The organism is Paenibacillus caseinilyticus, from assembly GCF_027533645.1.
GTDB classification, from domain to species: Bacteria; Bacillota; Bacilli; order Paenibacillales; family NBRC-103111; genus Paenibacillus_G; species Paenibacillus_G caseinilyticus.
In genome coordinates, this window is sequence record NZ_JAQAGY010000038.1 from 1 (window position 1) to 17350 (window position 17350).

General features: G+C 59.8%; 15 protein-coding genes. 5 read left to right on the forward strand and 10 right to left on the reverse strand.

Features of this window, described 5'->3' with window-relative positions:
- Positions 1-169: 169 nt before the first annotated feature.
- The 3 genes from trmB to O9H32_RS31445 form a co-directional block, all read right to left on the reverse strand.
- Positions 170-928 carry a tRNA (guanosine(46)-N7)-methyltransferase TrmB gene (gene trmB / locus O9H32_RS31435; protein WP_269870040.1) on the reverse strand — a complete coding sequence of 253 codons (759 nt, stop codon included), beginning with the start codon at positions 926-928 and terminating at the stop codon, positions 170-172.
- 123 nt (positions 929-1051) lie between these two features.
- The gene (locus O9H32_RS31440) at positions 1052-1258 is read right to left on the reverse strand and encodes a hypothetical protein (protein ID WP_269870041.1); all 207 of its coding nucleotides are present in this window, start codon (positions 1256-1258) and stop codon (positions 1052-1054) included.
- Positions 1259-1295: 37 nt separating this feature from the next.
- Positions 1296-1820: a WGxxGxxG family protein gene (locus O9H32_RS31445; RefSeq protein ID WP_269870042.1), complete on the reverse strand. Its 525-nt coding sequence runs from the start codon at positions 1818-1820 to the stop codon at positions 1296-1298.
- 195 nt (positions 1821-2015) lie between these two features.
- Between O9H32_RS31445 and O9H32_RS31450 the strand changes: the two genes are divergently transcribed.
- The 4 genes from O9H32_RS31450 (at position 2016) to O9H32_RS31465 (ending at position 5604) form a co-directional block, all read left to right on the forward strand.
- A complete protein-coding gene (locus tag O9H32_RS31450) occupies positions 2016-2972 on the forward strand; it encodes a TIGR01212 family radical SAM protein (RefSeq protein WP_269870043.1) in 957 nt (318 codons plus the stop codon).
- 81 nt (positions 2973-3053) lie between these two features.
- Complete coding sequence (locus tag O9H32_RS31455; protein ID WP_269870044.1) at positions 3054-3716, forward strand: hypothetical protein; 663 nt, start codon at positions 3054-3056, stop codon at positions 3714-3716.
- Positions 3717-3733: 17 nt separating this feature from the next.
- Complete coding sequence (locus O9H32_RS31460) at positions 3734-4312, forward strand: class I SAM-dependent methyltransferase (protein WP_269870045.1); 579 nt, start codon at positions 3734-3736, stop codon at positions 4310-4312.
- Positions 4313-4638: 326 nt separating this feature from the next.
- Positions 4639-5604 carry a type I phosphomannose isomerase catalytic subunit gene (locus O9H32_RS31465; RefSeq protein WP_269870046.1) on the forward strand — a complete coding sequence of 322 codons (966 nt, stop codon included), beginning with the start codon at positions 4639-4641 and terminating at the stop codon, positions 5602-5604.
- A gap of 176 nt (positions 5605-5780) precedes the next feature.
- Here O9H32_RS31465 and O9H32_RS31470 read toward each other — a convergent pair whose 3' ends face one another.
- From O9H32_RS31470 to O9H32_RS31480, 3 genes are all read right to left on the reverse strand, one after another.
- Positions 5781-7544, reverse strand: coding sequence for a B12-binding domain-containing radical SAM protein (locus O9H32_RS31470; protein ID WP_269870047.1), 1764 nt, complete (start codon positions 7542-7544; stop codon positions 5781-5783).
- 237 nt (positions 7545-7781) lie between these two features.
- The gene (locus O9H32_RS31475) at positions 7782-9863 is read right to left on the reverse strand and encodes an alpha-glucuronidase family glycosyl hydrolase (protein WP_269870048.1); all 2082 of its coding nucleotides are present in this window, start codon (positions 9861-9863) and stop codon (positions 7782-7784) included.
- Positions 9860-12019, reverse strand: coding sequence for a glycoside hydrolase family 52 protein (locus O9H32_RS31480; RefSeq protein ID WP_269870049.1), 2160 nt, complete (start codon positions 12017-12019; stop codon positions 9860-9862). Before O9H32_RS31480 ends, O9H32_RS31475 begins: the two co-directional genes overlap by 4 nt.
- 218 nt (positions 12020-12237) lie before the next feature.
- On the opposite strand from O9H32_RS31480, the gene O9H32_RS31485 reads away from it, so the two are divergent.
- The gene (locus O9H32_RS31485; protein WP_269870050.1) at positions 12238-13158 is read left to right on the forward strand and encodes a helix-turn-helix domain-containing protein; all 921 of its coding nucleotides are present in this window, start codon (positions 12238-12240) and stop codon (positions 13156-13158) included.
- A gap of 301 nt (positions 13159-13459) precedes the next feature.
- On the opposite strand, the gene O9H32_RS31490 is transcribed toward O9H32_RS31485, so the two are convergent.
- The 4 genes from O9H32_RS31490 to O9H32_RS31505 are packed head-to-tail and all read right to left on the reverse strand — an operon-like array spanning position 13460 to position 16897.
- Complete coding sequence (locus O9H32_RS31490) at positions 13460-14257, reverse strand: Nif3-like dinuclear metal center hexameric protein (protein WP_269870051.1); 798 nt, start codon at positions 14255-14257, stop codon at positions 13460-13462.
- Positions 14258-14261: 4 nt separating this feature from the next.
- Positions 14262-15110, reverse strand: a complete 849-nt coding sequence (locus tag O9H32_RS31495) for an SDR family oxidoreductase (protein ID WP_269870052.1) — start codon at positions 15108-15110, stop codon at positions 14262-14264.
- A 1-nt stretch (position 15111) separates the two neighbouring features.
- Entirely contained in the window at positions 15112-16185 is a 1074-nt protein-coding gene (uxuA, locus tag O9H32_RS31500) for a mannonate dehydratase (RefSeq protein WP_269870053.1), read from the reverse strand.
- Positions 16186-16201: 16 nt separating this feature from the next.
- Positions 16202-16897 carry a GntR family transcriptional regulator gene (locus O9H32_RS31505; protein ID WP_269870054.1) on the reverse strand — a complete coding sequence of 232 codons (696 nt, stop codon included), beginning with the start codon at positions 16895-16897 and terminating at the stop codon, positions 16202-16204.
- Positions 16898-17350: the final 453 nt, after the last annotated feature.

The window sequence follows — 17350 nt, forward strand, 5'->3', positions numbered from 1 at the left end:
GTTGGATCATCCGTCTCACCCACTTTTCGTGATGACTCAATTATACGTCAAAAAAAGCACAGCCACTTCAATTTTCTTGAAGTGCTGTGCTTTTTTATAGGACGGACTTTTTCAGTGGCCTCCCGGCCAGGTTGGGGGTCTTCGTATGACAGCCGCGTGCCCGGAAGGCTTACGCTTCGGTATCTTCTTCAGGCTCTTCCTGCGACAGGGCTTCCGCTTCTTCCCGGTCCCGCTGCTGCAGCTTCTCCAGATGCATCTCCAGCGCGCGGCTGCCAATCACGGCCTCCAAACGGAAGATCGGCATCCCTTTGCCGGAGAATTTCGTCTCGTATTCTGTCATCACGAGGTCGGTCCGGAGCTCGTCCGCATGAAGATCAAGAGATATATTGCGCAGCCGGAGCCCCATATCCGAGAAGGAGTTCAGCGAGAATTCGAATAATGACCGTGAATCCGTCTTGAAATGGATTTCCCCCAGATCGTTCAGGATCACTTGATACTTGCCGACAAACCCCGCATGGGTGAGACGCCGTCTGGCATGGCGCTTCTTCGGCCAAGGATCGCTGAAATTGAGATAAATGCGCTCGATTTCTCCAGGCTCGAACATCTTCTCGATATGCTCTATATTGAATCGGACGAGCCTCAGGTTGCTGAGGTCGCCGCCATGCTCCTCACGGGATTCTCTTGCCTTCTCGCTGCCCCGGCGGATCAGCTCGTCATACATATCTACGCCTATGTAATTGATATGGGGATTCAAGGCGCTGAGCTGGGAGATAAACCGCCCCTTGCCCATCCCGAACTCCACGTGAATCGGCCGGTCGTTGCCGAACACCTCGGACCATCTTCCTTTATAGGCTTCCGGCTCCAACACTACCAGCTCCGGCTGGGCTTCCAGTGCTTCCTTGATTCCCTTACGTCCTCTTAACCGCATTGAACTGCTCCTCCAGATGCTCTTGATATGGCTCGATTATACTCTCTATATGGAAGAATGAAAAGACCGGTCCGTACCGCAGGGCGGCAGAGGGAACGGTCTTCACCCGTACAAGGCGGACGGCTAGACTTCAATCAGCTGATGATAAGCAAGTGTATCGGCCTTGGGAAGGAGGTAAGTCTCCAGCTTGGAACGCACTCTCTTGCGGGCATCCGCCGCGATCTGCGGCTGGGCATGAAAATGAACGCCCGATGCCAGGGCCATGGCTTCCTTGACGGAAAGCTCAACCATGATCCGCTGCTCGCCGTTCGGTATCCGGGAGTTGTTCATGGCGGTTCACCTCACCTAGGGTCTGAAAAGGTGCTGCTTAGCGCTGTTGCTGCTGGTTCTGATTCTTGTTGCGCATGCCGGCAAGGCCGAGAAGACCCAGCAGACCGAGCCAGCCCCAGTCCATATCATTATCTTTGGTGTCTGCCGCCTTCGCACGGTACGAGTTCGTACCGTAGTTACCGCCGTAGCCATAGCCCGTACGGTCGTTGGCGTTGGTATTCGTATTCATCCGGTCCAGCAGACCGCCGCGGTGATTGTTCCCCGTGCCGGTTGTCGTCCCGGTAGTGGTGCCCGTACCCGTACCTGTGCCGTAGGCTCCGGAAGTACCTGTGCCCGTACCGTACGTTCCAGTCGTACCGGTACCCGTAGTTCCCGTACCCGTCGTACCGGTACCATAGGTCGACGACATGCCGGTACCCGTGCCAGTGCCCGTTGTACCCGTACCGTAAGTCGACGTTGTACCCGTACCTGTGCCCGTCGTAGTCGACGCCAGAGCTTCTGCGCTAAACCCGATCGACGCCGTCAACGCCAGTGCAACCACCGTTTTACCGAACTTGTTCATGTGATGTGTAATCTCCCTTCTCAAGCTGGATTGGTGTTGCCGCCTTGCCACCATAGCATGGGCCCCCCGCTATCTTCTTATCCGGCGGGGCTACAGGTGTATGTTGTCAAGGGAAGGTTCGCTTTTACGGCCATTTTTCGGTAGAATAAGAAGAGAACGATCAGGATGGCCCCGGCCTGCAAAGGAGTATTCTTTATGGAAAGAACGATAACGCCCCCCGAACGGATTTGGGGAGACAAACGTTTTCATACATGGAATTATGAAATGCGCGAAAACTTCGGCACCAAGGTTTTTAAAGTGATGCTTGATGCCGGCTTTACCTGTCCGAACCGCGACGGCAAGATTGCAACAGGCGGCTGCACCTTCTGCAGCGCCCGGGGATCCGGCGACTTTGCGGGCTCCCGCCGCGACGATCTGGTGACGCAGTTTAATAAGATCCGTGATCTGCAGCATCTCAAATGGCCCGAAGCGAAGTATATCGGATACTTCCAAGCCTATACGAACACTTACGCTCCCGCCCAGGAGCTTCGGGAATATTATGAAGCGATTCTAGCCCAGCCTGGCGTGGTCGGTCTGTCTATAGCGACTCGGCCCGATTGTCTGCCGGACGATGTCGTGGATTATTTGGCCGAATTGAACGAGCGGACCTACCTCTGGGTGGAGATGGGCCTGCAGACCGTGCATGAATCCACCTCTACGCTCATCAACCGGGCCCACGATACCGATTGTTACCTGGAGGCCGTCGCGAAGCTGCGGGCCCGCGGCATCCGGGTATGTGCTCATATCATCTACGGCCTTCCGCAGGAAACGCACGAGATGATGCTGGACACCGGCCGTGCCGTAGCCGCCATGGATGTGCAGGGCATCAAGATTCATCTGCTGCATCTCATGCGCAAGACGCCGATGGTGAAACAGTATGATGCCGGCCTGCTCCGCTTCCTGGAGAAGGACGAGTATGTGAACCTTGTGGTCGATACGCTCGAACTACTGCCGCCTGAAATGATCGTACACCGGTTAACCGGCGATGCGCCCCGCGATCTGCTCATCGGCCCGATGTGGAGCCTCAAGAAATGGGAAGTGCTCAACAGCTTCGATGAGGAACTCCGCCGGCGCAATACATGGCAGGGCAAGAAATGGCATCCGGCAGGGTAACATGCCGGGGGAAAGCTGTCCGAAAGCTGTCCGTAAGGACAGTCTTGTAAACTAGACCGGACACGCGGAGGAGGAAACAGGATGAAAACGATGCATTGGCTGCTCGCGGCCGCCCTGCTGGCAGCGCCTGCCTGCAGCAAAGGTCAGTCGCCGAAGGCCCCCTCCGCGGAAGAGACGCCGCCGGCCGCCCCGCAGACTGGGGAGACGGGCGGCAGTAACGCTTCGGAGCCCGCCGGGACAGGCGGAACGGCGGCTTCAGGCGCAAGAGGCGGGGAAAGCAGCGGTACAGGAACAGCGGCGAATGGCGGTACCGAAGGCGTAACGGGCGGGAGCCCTGCTACCGGGAACGGGTCAGACGCCGGCAGCAGCTCGGGCGGTGGTGAAGCCGCCACCGGCAAGGCTGAAGGCAAGGGAAGCTCGGGCAGCGGAGCGGGCGCGGGGCGCGGAGCTGGTGCCGGCACCAGCTCCGGTACCGGCGCGGGTGCTGGCACCAGCTCAGGTGTCGGCAGCGGCTCGGGTGCTGCGGGCAGCAAGAGCAGCAGCGGCGGGACGAAGCAGCCGGCCGCGCCCAAGGCGCCGGTCGTAGCCCCCACGCCGCCGGCCCCGCCGAAGCAGCCGGCGGCACCGCCCTCGCCGGGGCAGACCGATCAGCCTGCCTCCGGCCCCGGTGCGACGGCGCCTACCGGCGATGCGGTGATCGAGGTGCCGACCGGGGAGCTGATGGAGCCCCCCACCGCCAACTAGAAGGAGGCTTGCCTGGTTTGGGATTTCTTTCGATACTTAGTTTTGCCCATAAGCTCGTGGAGGAGCGGGTACGCCCTCGCGATACGGCCGTCGATGCCACCGCGGGCAACGGCAATGATACGGTCTTCCTGGCCCGGCTCGTCGGTTCCGAAGGCTCCGTCCACGCTTTCGATATCCAGCCGCGTGCCATCGAACAGACGGCACAGCGGCTGCGCAAGGAACTGCCGGAGCTGGAACAGCGGGTGCATCTCCACCTGCGGAGCCACGGCGAGATGGACCAGGCGCTGCCCGAGATGACGGACGGACTCGCGGCCGCCATGTTCAACCTCGGCTACCTGCCCGGAGACGATCATGCGACCGTGACGCTGCCCGAGACTACGCTCGAGGCACTGGCGGCCGCGGCCCGGCTGTTGCGCCGCGGCGGGATCATCACCGCCGTGCTGTATACAGGGCATCCCGGCGGCCTTGAAGAGGCCGAGGCTGTGGAACGCTGGGCCGCCGCGCTGCCCCAGCGGGAGTATCAGGTTCTGCAATACCGCTTCATCAATCAGGTGAACACCCCTCCCTATGTCATTGCCATCGAGAAACGCAACTAGCCAGTAGAACCGTATCCCCGGTGTGGTCATGACCACACCGGGGATACGGTTCTTTTGGAATTATAAGAAATTCAATCCTGTCATCTTATAGTTTTTATAAACGCGCATCGTCCTTTGAAAGGACGGCGAAGCCGTTTATCTTGGGGTATCCAGAAGCCTTCCTGGCGGGTCTGCCATACGGGCAGGAATCGCCCGCCTCTATCATTACGGCTTCTATCCTATAGCCAACCCCGGCAGGGGTTGATATAATGCAGATTAGAAAAACATGGGGGCCTGCCTCATCTTCACGGCAGGACATCACCCAATAGACCAGGAGAGTGGAATAAATGAAGCCATATCCGCTGCAATGTCAACCTGAATTCAAAGAACGCGTATGGGGCGGCCGCGCCTTAGAGCAGTTCGGACACCAGCTGCCGGACGGCCCGATCGGCGAAGGCTGGATGATCGGCGATCATCCGAACGGTACGACCAAAGTAGTCAACGGCGAGCTTGCCGGCCTCGGTCTCGATGAGATCCGCGAGCAATACGGCGCAACCTTGTTCGGAAGCAAAGGCTTCTCGGAGAAAAACGGACGCTTCCCGCTGCTGATCAAACTGCTCGACTGCCAGGATGACTTGTCCGTCCAAGTGCACCCGAACGATCACTATGACCGGCTGCCCGAAGGCGAGCTCGGCAAAACCGAAATGTGGTACATCCTGGATGCGAAACCCGGCGCCAAAATCATCTACGGCCTGAAAGACGGCGTTACCCGCGAATCCCTCGCAGCGGCCATCGAAGAACACCGAATCATGGATGCCCTCAATGAAATTACCGTCGAAGCCGGCGACTCCTTCTATATTCCTTCCGGTACGGTCCACGCTCTCGGCGCAGGTGTCCTCGTGGCCGAAATCCAGCAGAACTCCGACAGCACCTACCGTTTGTACGATTATGACCGCCTCGGATTGGACGGCAATCCGCGCGAGCTGCATATCGAAGATTCCCTGAATGTCATCGCTTATGAGAATGCCGGCTCCACCTATATGAAGACCGACCTCGCTTCCTCCGGCGAATGGCTGACTTTGGCGAAGTCTCCTTTCTTCGTAACGGAAAAAGGCCGGGTCGATGGCTCATGGAGCCTGCAGACCACGCCGGAGAGCTTCGTCATTCATATCGTATGCGAAGGGACAGGCAAGCTTCGCTGGGCTGACGGCGAGCTCTCGCTGAAACCGGGCGAATGCTACCTCCTTCCTGCCAACCTCGGCGATTATTCCTTCGAAGGCCAGCTGACCGTTCTACGCAGCTATCTGCCCTAGGACAGGGCTGCCCTCCCTGCCCTGACTGAGCAGCATACAGCAAATACCCCATCGAACCGCCGATTGCGCGGAAGCGATGGGGTATTTGACATGCCAAAGCATACAGGCAGTGAATGGTTGGGGTGGCCGATCATTCATGGGGCTAAGAACCCCGTCCCCGATCAAGTGTGCATCTACTAAGCTAGCGTCTCCTGCATATCCATCGTAAAGTACTGCACGCCTTGCGATGTATCCGGCGGGAAATAGACGATGAGGAGCTGCTCGGCCGTGTCCGTCTCTCCGGTCTGCAGATACGTCTCCAGCCGGAAAGGAAGCACTTCGACCATAACGTGCTTGTGCAGATCCTTCTCGCTGATCCGCAGCTCCGCGAACGTCCCGGACACCAACCCCGGCCGTTCGGCGAGCAGCCGGTACAGCTCTGCCTGTCTCGCTTTGTCCAGGGAGAACTCCCACCAGATTTTGCGCGGCTTGTACTTATGGTTGCCGTAATAGTCGAGCTTCATCAGCCCTTCGATGACTTGCTGCTCCCGCGTCCCCCGGTCCTTCAGGAAGGCTTGAAGCCTGGTGAAGAGATCCTCGAGCTGGTGGCCGATCTTTTGCCAGCCGCGCGTCTCCCAGTAGTCTCCGAACTCCTGGAAGAAATCGAAGGCAGACGCGAACTCGCGGCGGATCAGATAGCGTACCGTGTAATCCATCCGGTGGGCATTCCAGTATTTCTCCAGAACATCCTCCACCCGCTTGATCCGGACGAGATCGGAGAACGGCAGGATATCGTTGCCGAGAATCTCATACGGGGCATGATCCATATAGATGTAGCCGTATTTCTCCGCATCGTGCCGCATGCCCGTCCCCCGCAGCATCTTTAGGAAGCCAAGCTGCAGCTCTTCGGGGCCAAGGTCGAACACGTCATTGAACGTTTTGCGGAACGAATCGTAGTCCTCTTCAGGCAGTCCGGCGATGAGGTCGAGATGCTGGTCGATGAGTCCGCTCTCCTTAACCTTGGTCACCGTCCGCGTCAGCTTCGAGAAGTTCTGGCGGCGCTTGACGAGGGAGTTCGTCAGGTCGTTCGTCGACTGGACGCCGATCTCGAAGCGGAAGATGCCTGGCGGCGCATGCTCAGCGAGATAGTCCAGCACCTCGGGACGCATGATATCCGCTGTAATCTCGAATTGAAAGACGCAGCCGCGGTGATTCTCGATGAGGAATTGGAACATATCCAGGGCATAGTCCCGCTTGATATTGAACGTGCGGTCCACGAACTTGATCAGCTTCGCCCCCGAATCGATCAAGTACAGCAGGTCGCTCTTCGTCCGCTCGATATCGAAGTACCGGACGCCTACCTCGATGGAGGAGAGACAGAATTGGCATGAGAACGGACAGCCCCGGCTCGTTTCAAAATAGACGACGCGGTTGGCCAAGGTCGGCACGTCCTCCGGGAAGCGGTGCGGCGTGGGGATCGCATCCAAGGCCAGCTTCGGACGGGGAGGGTTGACGATCACCCTCCCTTCCTTCCGGTACGCCGTGCCGAATACGCTGTAGAAGGCCCGGCTCTCCGACAGCTCCGTCAGCAGGTGATGGAAGGTCTCTTCCCCTTCGCCGACCACGATAAAGTCCACTTCCGGAATCCGGTTCATCCAGTACTCGGTGTCGTAAGAAACCTCCGGGCCGCCGAGCACGATCGTGACCTCCGGCATAATCTTCTTGAGCATCGAGACGACGACGATCGTCTCTTCGATATTCCATATATAACAGGAGAAGCCCACCACATCCGGCTGCTTCTGATACAGGTCCATGACGATATTCATCGCAGGATCCTTAATCGTGTACTCGGCAATGCGGATGCCCGGAAAATCCTTCTCGCTGAACGATTTCAAATAGCGCAGGGCCAGCGACGTGTGAATGTACTTCGCGTTAAGCGTCGATAAGACGATCGATTTCATGAGTTTGGCTGATACCTCTTACTTCCCGTTTGTGATGGCAATATATTTTTATATTCTACACCGAATCGCCGGCGAAATCGAGTAGGAGGGGAAGCTGGCTCCATCCTCTCCATCCACCATGCGTTCGTGTCTTGCCTACGGGGATTCCAGCAGGGTAACAAAACTCCGGTCTATACGTTCGCCGTATTGCTTAGCGGAGCGTCATTGTCTGCCGGTCCCGCTCTTCAACGCCTGCTGTTAATGGATCGTGCGCCCCTGCTCGTCCGCGATGCCGCTCTTGCGGTAGAAGTACGTATTGATGATGTCCCGCCACTCCCGGGCATGCTCCGCCTGATGCGAGAGACGCTCGGCCACCTGCGCGTGCAGTCCCTCCGGGATGGCCCCGGCGAGGCCTGCCCAAGCTTCTTTCAGGTGGTCCGCCCGCTCCACACCTTCAAAATGCGTATCGTAAATATGCTGAATGACGGTTCTGCCTGAATGCAGCTTGTGCGTATATGGCACATGGTGGAAGAACAGCAGCAGCTCGTCCGGGCAGTCGGCCAGCGATTCGTAGACCGCAGCATGGCTTCCCTTGTACTGCGCGGTATACCCTGTTCCCGAGGCCACGGTGCGGTCTACACCGATCCCATGGCAGTCGGCAAAATGATACGTACCCCACTTCGAATACTCGTAGCCGTCCACATTCGGCCCGTAATGGTGATCCGGATTGACCATCCAGCCTACGCCGAGCGGCGCCGTATACGATTCATAGATGCTCCAGGAATCCATAAGCATGCCCATCACGGTGCGGACCACCCGCTCATCGGAGCCGAACGTAAGCCGGATCCATTCCCCGGCAATGTCCTCGGCGGACAGCCCGGGGTTCCAGGCCAGCCGGCCGAAGCCGTACAGGTTCGCCTGCGCCAGCAGGTGCCCGGTCCAGTTCGCGTCGCCGCCGATATTAGAGACGGCCGCGAAGCCGCTGTGGCGGCTGCCGAACAGCGTGCCGTCCACGATCCGCCTCACTGTGGAACCCTCACCCAGCGCATAGGTATCGAAATCGAGCACTTCCTTCCACTGCGGCACCAGGTAGCAGAGATGGCGCTGCTGCCCCGTGTATTCCTGGGTAATCTGGAATTCAATGACCTGATTGGTCGCCGCAAGCCCGCCGAAGAGCGGGGATACGGGCTCCCGCACCTGGAAGTCCATCGGGCCGTTCTTGATCTGCAGGATGACATTGTCCAGGAACCGTCCGTCCAGCGGCTTGAAGTGGTCGTAAGCCGCCCGGGCCCGGTCCGTCTGGCGGTCGCGCCAATCCTGCTTGCAGTTATACACGAAACAGCGCCAGATCATGATGCCGCCATAAGGCTGCAGGGCCTCCGCCAGCATGTTAGATCCGTCGGCATGATCGCGTCCGTACGTGAACGGGCCGGGACGGTTCTCGGAGTCGGCTTTGACCAGGAAGCCGCCGAAGTCCGGAATGGCGGCGTACACGTCGGCCGCCGTGCTCCTCCACCAGGCGCGCACGCCGGGGTCGAGCGGATCCGCAGTGGACAGTCCGCCGATCTCCAGCGGGCTCGCATAGTTGATGCTCAGGAACAGCTTGATCGCGTAAGCGCGGAAGACCGCCGCCAGCTTGGCGACATCCGGCAGGTACTCCTGCGTGAGCAGCTTCGTTTCGTGCCGGTGCACGTTCACGTTGTTGACCGTGATCGCATTGATTCCCGTCGAAGCCAGCAGCCGGGCATAATCGCGGATACGGTCGAGGTTCTCCGTGATCCGGTTGTTATCATAGAAAATGGACCTGCCGGCATAGCCGCGTTCGATACTGCCGTCCATGTTGTCCCACTGGTTGATCATCCGGAGCCCGCCCGCCGGATTCTCCGCCACATTCAACTCCTCCGGCGATGCCCCGGTGCGGAGGAGCCGCAGCAGGTGGAACACGCCGTAGAGCACGCCGGCAGGCGTCTTGGCGCCTACGGCGATCCGGCGCCGCTCCCGGTCGGCCCGGATGGCGAAGCCTTCGGGCCCCGTCACGGAAGCCGCGGCCGGGCCGAAGGCTTCGTCCAGCTGGGCGCTGCTGCCGAACGTGCCGAGCAGCACGCCGCCGGACGTCCCCTCCCCGCCTGCCTGCAGGACGGACGGATTGATGCCGTACAGGCCCTCTACAGCTCTGCACCATTCCGCAGAAGCCGTTCCGGTCACTTCATGCTGATCCGTCACGGTGACCGTGCCGAACCATGCCCCGGCTTGATCGATGCCCTGATTCCCCGCTGCCGCTTGGGTTCCTAGCCACGCGTCATATCCCGCAGCCTGCCCTCCGGTACCGTTTGCGTTCATTGTCCTACTCCCTCTGCTGCGGTCAATGGGATCAGCCGGTTGCCTTTATGTTCGAACAGCCATAGAATGGCCGTGACGCCGCGCGGATAATATTTGCTGCCGATAATCTCGCCGGACAGAATCTGGTCGCTCCAGCACCAGTAGGACAGCTGCGGATGGAGCAGCCAATTCACGTGTGCCGCGTCGGCCTCCGCCCCGCGCTCATCCCAGGAGACGCCGAGGATCGTTCTCGCAATGAACTGGCACAGGTAAATCTTGCTGAGCCAGGAGTTGTTGCTCGTCGACGACAGCTTCCAAGCCCCGTCCTCGAACAGGCAGACGCCCGGCGCGAGCACGGTCTCCAGGTGCTTCGTGAGCGCCTGGATGTAGGGCCCGAAGCGGCCCTCCGGATCCAGCGCTTCCCCGCAGCCCGTGAAGTACGGGAACACCAGGCCTTCGATCGCCGGAATGATCCGGGAGTCGTTATTCTCGCCGATGACGGCCGGAATATAGCCCTGCTCCGTCAGCTGGGCGGCGATCGTCGAAGCGCAGCGCTCCGCCTGCAGCCCGGATTCCCGGGAGAGCTCGCCAAGCCCTTCGCTGGCGAACAGCTTCTCGAGGCCTACATAGACCGCCCAGCACTTGCCGGCCAGGTAGATGTTATTGCGCGACTGGCCGAGCGACACGTCCAGGCTGTCATAGGTCGAGATCTCCGCGCCGCCCTGCGTGCGGGTGCTGTCGAGTCCCATCAAGCCGTTCCTCTTCTCCGCTTCGGGATGGTCCCGGTTCAGCATGCTCTCGAAGCACTGCTTAATCACCGGAAGCTGCTTCGACGTGAACTCGCGGTCCTGCGTCTGCTCGATATAGACGAGCGCGCAGACCAGCCAGTTGACGAGCTCCTCGTGGCTCATGTAGGAGAAGCAGTCGCTGATGCCGGCCAGCTCGTAAGCGGAATACTGCGGGCGGGAGAACACGTTGGCCACACCCATATCGTGAGTGAACGTAAGGCCGCCCGGATATTCCGCCTTGTCGCCCGGGAAGCGCACCTTGTCCTCGTAGCTGTACCGTTTCACGAACAGCTCGAGCTCGTTGCGCACCGTCCAAGGATTCATGATAAGCTCGTAATACAGCTGGTCCGCCGTTAGATCCAGCGTGTTCATCATCCGGTACTCGCCCTCGTTGACGACCCAGATCGCTTCGCCCGCGGCATCCAGCAGCTGGGTGCTGCCGTAGTAGCTGTGGATCGCATGGTCGAGCATGAACCGCTGATCGCCGGACAGCTGCTCCGCTCCGATCCAATCATCGGCGGCGGCGCAGGAGGCCGTCAGCTCGGGGAACCGGTCCAGCGCATACCCGGCTACTTCCTCAATAGAGTGGAAGTAACGCGTATAGTAGTAGGACGCGTCGATCCCCGACGTCACTAGTCCGCCGCGGTAGAAGCAGACCGCGAAGCGGTAGGTGCGCTTCTCCCCGGGGGGCACCTCCATGAGCAGTGCGCCGGTTCCGCCGAGCCCGAAAGCGTAATTGTGCGGCAGCGTGGTCTCGAGAATGCGCTCCAGCGAGAAGCCGAGCGCGCTGACCACCCCTTCGTCCCGGGTGACAATCGCCGTGGAACGGCCCTGTCCGACCCCGGTGAGCCCGCCCTGCACCGGCTCGTCGAGACGGCGCATCGCGCTGTAGGGGTCGCTTCCCTCATAGCCGAAAAAGCCGCGGCGTGCGGTGGTGCCCTGCGTATTGTCGAGCGTCAGCTCGGCGAAGACGGCAGGCACGATCGCTTCCTTCAGGAGTACAGGGTCCGCCTTCCCCGGCTCAGGCAGGGAGCGGACCGGCGAGTATACGCGGAACTTCAGATCGCCCGCCTGCCATGTATCCGTGCCGGTCTTGAACTCCCTCTTGACCGAGCTCTCCTCGAAAGAAACAATGCCGGTCACTTTACCCTTTTCTCCCGCCTTCTCGACGTCATAGCGGGCACTTGCATCCTCTACCTCTTCATAGAAGGGCAGCGCCTCGTAATATTCCCCGCCTCGGGACTGGAATCCGATATAGATATTCTCATCGGCTGGCTTGCCGAGCTCCAGGCCCAGCCCTCCCTTCTTGCCGCGAAATCCTAAGGTAAAGCTGGCAAAAGCGCCGATCGGCGCATGTTGTGCGTTAAAAAACAGGTTGGCATTCGACATCGCTATGTTCCTCCCTCAATATGGCCGGATCTTGCGCCGGTTCGCCGGATCTGGACGATTACGTTCATCCTAGCACAGCCGTCTTCGGCGGAACCATTGTCAAATCGCGCAGTAATTTACCCAAATCAAGCTGGCGTGCTATACTGTATGGAAAGCATGGTAAGCGCATACACCACACGCTATGGCAAATACCGCATACTGCAAAGGAGCTTACAACGATGGCCGGCTCGTATCCTCCGCCCTCTCTCGGGCACATCCTCGAAGAAGTCCTTCTTCCCGATGTCAATACCACGATCAACCTGTTCGGGATTCACCTGCGCCAGGTGAGCGGAAGCTGGGATTATCCGATGCACGAGCATCCCCAATTCGAGATCAATTATCTCCTCGAAGGAGAGCAGCTTATGAAGGTAGAGGGCGTCCCGCTCCATCAACATGCAGGGGATCTCCTGGTGATTCGTCCCGGGCAGGCGCATTCCAGCCGGAGCGCGAACAGTGAGCTCTTCACGTATTTCTGCATCCACTTCAGCATCGACGATCCGGTCTTCTTGTCCATGCTGGGCCGGCTGCAGCAGACACTGTTCCTCCGGGACAGTGCGCTGACCCGGCAGGTCGAGCCTATGCTCGCCCGCCTGATCGCGATCACCCGCCTGGCCGGCACGGCGACGATGGCCCAGCGGATGCGGCTGCATTCGGCGATCTTCGATCTGTTCGGCGCCTTGTGGGAAGCGGTATCCCAGGAAGCCGATACGCTCTCCGGCTCGTACGTGAAGGTCGAGCTCGCCCATCAGATCCGCAGCCGCCTGCAGGGACTGGCCAGCCAGCACTTCAAGCAGGGCATCCCGCTCGAGCGCCACTATGGCATCGACGACATCGCTGCGGAGCTCGGGATCAGCACGTCCCACTGCTCCCGCGTCTTCCGGCAGGTGTACGGGACCGCCCCCCGGATGTATCTGTCGGAGCTCGTGCTCCAGGAAGCGAAGATGCTCCTGTCGAACTCCCTTCTCTCCATCGAGCAGATCTCCTCCGTGCTCGGGTATAAGGACATCGCCCACTTCAGCCGCCAGTTCAAGCGGTGGACGGGGAGCTCCCCGAGCGAGTACAGAAGGCTGCACGCCCAAGGAGAGCAGGAAGCGACATAACAAAAGAGGCGCTCCAAGCTTGGCTGGAGCGCCTTGGTGCGTGGGGAACGCCAGTCTGGGCTCAGGCAGCAAAGGGGCAGGCGAGCTCCGCCCGCTGCGGTTTGCGAAGGCGGGCGGGCACGGTTCTTCGGTACACTGCCGCATGCTGCACGCTGACACGGAGTCAGCAGACAACGACCTCACGTTTGCCGCATCCGCTTTTAGCCGTGCTCCCACAGCTCCTGCCGCTAATGCTCCTCCCGTACAGATCGGCACGCTTCCATGGCCTCGTATGTCACAGGAAGTCATCCGGTTGTTGTCCTCACACCACCTGGAACACCGCTTGATCCGACAAATAATGGACCTGCACTCCCGGGAACCGGCTCTTCAGCTCCTCCGCCAAATACCTCATGCCGGGCTCCTCGCTCTCCGCATGGCCGAGCATAATGAGCCCCTTCGGTCTGCCCTGGTGGACGGCATCCCGGACGTACTCGGGCGTCTCCCATTCCGGACCTTCGCCGGCAATGATGAGGTCGACCTGCCCGTTCCTGAACAGCGGGATGGCGCTGCCCCCTCCGCCCCGATAGCCGGCCAGCAGGCCGATGCGTCTGCATGTCATGGACAGCTCGCCGCTGACCCGGACAAAGGACAGGCCGAGACGGCTTTTGACATATGCGGCTGCCTCCCTGACTGTCATGGCCGGAACCTCGACAATTGAAGCTGCTGGCTGATCCTCGGCAACGTACTGCTCCCAGTCCAAGCTCAGGAGCAGACCGGTCATAATCCCGTCGGGCCGGTAGCGGTGCCAGTAGTCGTGAAAGCGGTAGATGGCCAGGCCCGACGCCTCGATCCACCGACGCTTCTCCAGGTACACCGGGTCCTCCTCCAGGATCCCGGTCGGATCGTGGTGGCTGTAATAGGCCCCCTCGTGGGTGATGACCAGGTTGGCTCCTAACGCCACGGCCTGCTCCAGGACGCGCTGCGTGGGCATGAAGGCCGTCACGATTCCGGTGACCCGCTGGTCCGGACTCCCGGACTTCAAGGTGTCGACGGTCGATTCCAGCAAGCCGACAGGCTCTTCCAGTGTACGGATAACCTCTCTTATCGTCAGGCTGCTCATAGACTTATACCCCCGAGTAGGCCATGAACCCGCCGTCCACGGGCACCGTGATGCCGGTCACGAACCCGGACATGCTGTCGTCGGCCAGCCAGACCAGCGTGCCGATCAGGTCGTCCGGCCTGCCGAACCGGCGCATCGGGGTGTGCGTGATGATCTTGTGGGAACGCTCGGTGAGCGAACCGTCCTCGTTCGTCAGGAGCCTGCGGTTCTGCTCCGTGAGGAAGAAGCCCGGCGCGATCGCGTTGACCCGGATGCCGACGCCGGCCATATGCACGGCGAGCCACTGGGTGAAGTTGTTGATCGCCGCCTTCGCCGCACTATAGGCCGGTACCTTCGTCATCGGACTCGGTGCGCTCATCGAAGAGATGTTGATGACCACAGTCCCGGGCTTGTTCATCATCTGCTTCGCAAACACCTGCGTCGGAATCAGCGTCCCCAGAAAGTTCAGGTTGAACACGAAGCCGAAGCCCTCATCCGTCAAGTCGAAGAAAGTCGTAATCTCCTTGTTAAGCAAATCGTCCGGTTTCAGCGTCTCGTTGGTCGTGCTGCCCTTCGGATGGTTGCCGCCGGCGCCATTGATCAGGATATCGCACGTCCCGAGCTCGGCGCTAATGACGTCCGCCGCCTGCTTCACACTCTCGGTGCTCAGCACGTCGCAGGCCACGGCAAGCGCCTCGCCCCCTGCCTCGCGGATCCGCTGCGCGACCGCCTCCCCCTTCTCCGCGGTACGGTTCAGGATGGCCACTTTGACCCCATGCCGGCCCAGTTCTTCAGCCATCGCGGAGCACAATACCCCGCTGCCGCCCGTTACGACGGCCACTTTTCCCTGCAGATTCGTATGGATCGGTATCATCTCAGGCACTCTCCTTTCGGCCGCGTTCCAGCGCGTCCCATACGCCCCACAAATACATGATGCCCATCGCCCGGTCGTACAGCCCGTAGCCCGGACGGCACTGCTCATCCCAGATATGGCGGCCGTGATCCGGTCTTGCATAGCCGGTGAATCCGTTCTCATGATAAGCTCTGACAATGTCTACGATATCCACGGTGCCGTCGCTGGCGCGGTGCGATGTTTCGATAAAATCTCCGTTCTCGTACACTTTCACATTGCGGATGTGTGCGAACGGAATCCGGTCGGCGAATTCCCTGACCATGGCCGGGATATCATTGGACGGATTGGCTCCCAGCGAGCCGCTGCACAGCGTAAGCCCGTTGGATGGGCTGTCCACCAACCTCAGCAGCCTTCGGAAACTCTCCCGGCCGGTCATGATCCTCGGCAGTCCGAAGATCGGCCACGGCGGATCGTCGGGGTGAATCGCCATCCGGATGTCATGCTGCTCCGCCACGGGGATCACCCGCTCCAGGAAGTAGTGGAGGTTGTTCCACAGATCCTCCTCTGTCACCTCTTTGTAGGCGTCGAAGAGCGGGGCCAGCCTGCGCAGCCTCTCCGGCTCCCATCCGGGCATCGTGAAGTCGGGGTTCAGCGCGATTTTGCTCACGAGCTCCTGAGGATTCATCTCTTCTACCTTGGCCTTTTCGTAGAAAAGGGCCGTCGATCCGTCTTCATGCGCCTTGAACAGATCGGTACGGATCCAATCGAAGACCGGCATGAAATTGTAGCAGATCGTCTTGACGCCGACCTTCGCCAGCTTCCCGATGGTTCTTATGTAACTGTCTATATACACATCCCGCGTGGGCAGGCCCAGCTTGATGTCCTCGTGGACGTTGACGCTCTCGACGACTTCCAGATGAAGTCCGTACGCGTCCGCCTGCCTCTTGTATGCCTCGATTTTGTCCATCGGCCACTCTTCGCCGACCGGCACATCATGCAGCGCCCATACGATGCCTTCGACACCGGGAATCTGCTTGATCTGCTTCAGGGAAACCGTATCATTGCCCTCCCCGTACCATCGGAACACCATTCTCATCGTCCAAGTCCCCCCCTTATTCCTGAAAATAGTCCGGATATGCGCTCCGCAGCTCGGGGAGCTCGACATCCAGCTTGCCCAGGTGAAGCTCAAGCCGCTCGGTCACAAGCGCCTCATCGCCCTGCTCGACGGCTTCCAACAAACCCAGATGCTCTTCGATCATCTGCGGCATGTAATGGTACTGCCTCAGGGCCAGACAGCGCAGCCGGTTGAGGTGTCCCCGCATCTGGTAGATCATCTGCAGCAGCGTTGCATTATTGGTAACGCCGATCACTGCCTGGTGGAACGCTTCGTCGAGCTGCAGGAACAGCGGCGCATCCCCGGCTTCGGCAGCCGCCCACTGCTTCTCCAGCAGCCTCTCCGCTTCCGCCTTGACGCCCCCGTGTTCCCCCAGATCCCACAGCCGTGCCGCCAGCCGGAACGCGCCAAGCTCGAGCTGCTCGCGGATGAATCTTGCCTCGGTAACCTTCCGCACTGAGATCCGGGCGATCCGGGTCCCCCTCTGCGGCAGCACCTCCAGCAGCCCTTCGCTGACCAGAAGACGGATCGCCTCACGGATCGGCGTGCGGCTGACGCCGAGCTCTTCGACCAGCTCGTTCTCATAGATCATACTCCCGGGCGCCAGCCGCAGGGACACGATGTCGTCACGAATGGCTTCATACACCCCCTGCGATTTGCGCTGGGCCGAGACTTCCGAGGTTATTTCGGTCATGGGTACCCCCTCCCTTCTTCTTAGCGTTTAGAGCATTTGCAGCTGCTCCACAACTTGTATACAAGATACCTAATAGGGCTATTGTAAACGCTCATCAACTTGTATACAAGTATAAATTTAACACCATCTTCTTTCACCTCAGATATGCCAAAAGCCCCCCGGCTGCAGAACAACAACCAGAAGGCATTCCGCCTTACAACCGCATAGGACACAATCCACTTCAACGCCCCGCTCCGGCTCCACTGCCTCCAGTTTCGTACTATATCCTGCGCTCCCTGAATGCCCATTTTTTCTACATTATAGCCGACCCCCTGGAGAATTCAAGGAAACGGTTTCAAATAATGGAACCTCGCAGCTATGGAGCTCCCGGCTTACCTCCCCTGCCGCTCCAGGCCTTCCTGCATCTGCCGAACGGCTTGATCCAGCCGTATAAGCATACAACAAAGAGGAAGC

Excerpts from the sequence above, each read along its gene's own strand:
- trmB (WP_269870040.1), bottom strand. The coding sequence starts at position 928 with ATGCGGTTAAGAGGACGTAAGGGAATCAAGGAAGCACTGGAAGCCCAG.
- O9H32_RS31440 (WP_269870041.1), bottom strand. The coding sequence starts at position 1,258 with ATGAACAACTCCCGGATACCGAACGGCGAGCAGCGGATCATGGTTGAG.
- O9H32_RS31445 (WP_269870042.1), bottom strand. The coding sequence starts at position 1,820 with ATGAACAAGTTCGGTAAAACGGTGGTTGCACTGGCGTTGACGGCGTCG.
- O9H32_RS31450 (WP_269870043.1), top strand. The coding sequence starts at position 2,016 with ATGGAAAGAACGATAACGCCCCCCGAACGGATTTGGGGAGACAAACGT.
- O9H32_RS31455 (WP_269870044.1), top strand. The coding sequence starts at position 3,054 with ATGAAAACGATGCATTGGCTGCTCGCGGCCGCCCTGCTGGCAGCGCCT.
- O9H32_RS31465 (WP_269870046.1), top strand. The coding sequence starts at position 4,639 with ATGAAGCCATATCCGCTGCAATGTCAACCTGAATTCAAAGAACGCGTA.
- O9H32_RS31470 (WP_269870047.1), bottom strand. The coding sequence starts at position 7,544 with ATGAAATCGATCGTCTTATCGACGCTTAACGCGAAGTACATTCACACG.
- O9H32_RS31475 (WP_269870048.1), bottom strand. The coding sequence starts at position 9,863 with ATGAACGCAAACGGTACCGGAGGGCAGGCTGCGGGATATGACGCGTGG.
- O9H32_RS31480 (WP_269870049.1), bottom strand. The coding sequence starts at position 12,019 with ATGTCGAATGCCAACCTGTTTTTTAACGCACAACATGCGCCGATCGGC.
- O9H32_RS31485 (WP_269870050.1), top strand. The coding sequence starts at position 12,238 with ATGGCCGGCTCGTATCCTCCGCCCTCTCTCGGGCACATCCTCGAAGAA.
- O9H32_RS31490 (WP_269870051.1), bottom strand. The coding sequence starts at position 14,257 with ATGAGCAGCCTGACGATAAGAGAGGTTATCCGTACACTGGAAGAGCCT.
- O9H32_RS31495 (WP_269870052.1), bottom strand. The coding sequence starts at position 15,110 with ATGATACCGATCCATACGAATCTGCAGGGAAAAGTGGCCGTCGTAACG.
- uxuA (WP_269870053.1), bottom strand. The coding sequence starts at position 16,185 with ATGAGAATGGTGTTCCGATGGTACGGGGAGGGCAATGATACGGTTTCC.
- O9H32_RS31505 (WP_269870054.1), bottom strand. The coding sequence starts at position 16,897 with ATGACCGAAATAACCTCGGAAGTCTCGGCCCAGCGCAAATCGCAGGGG.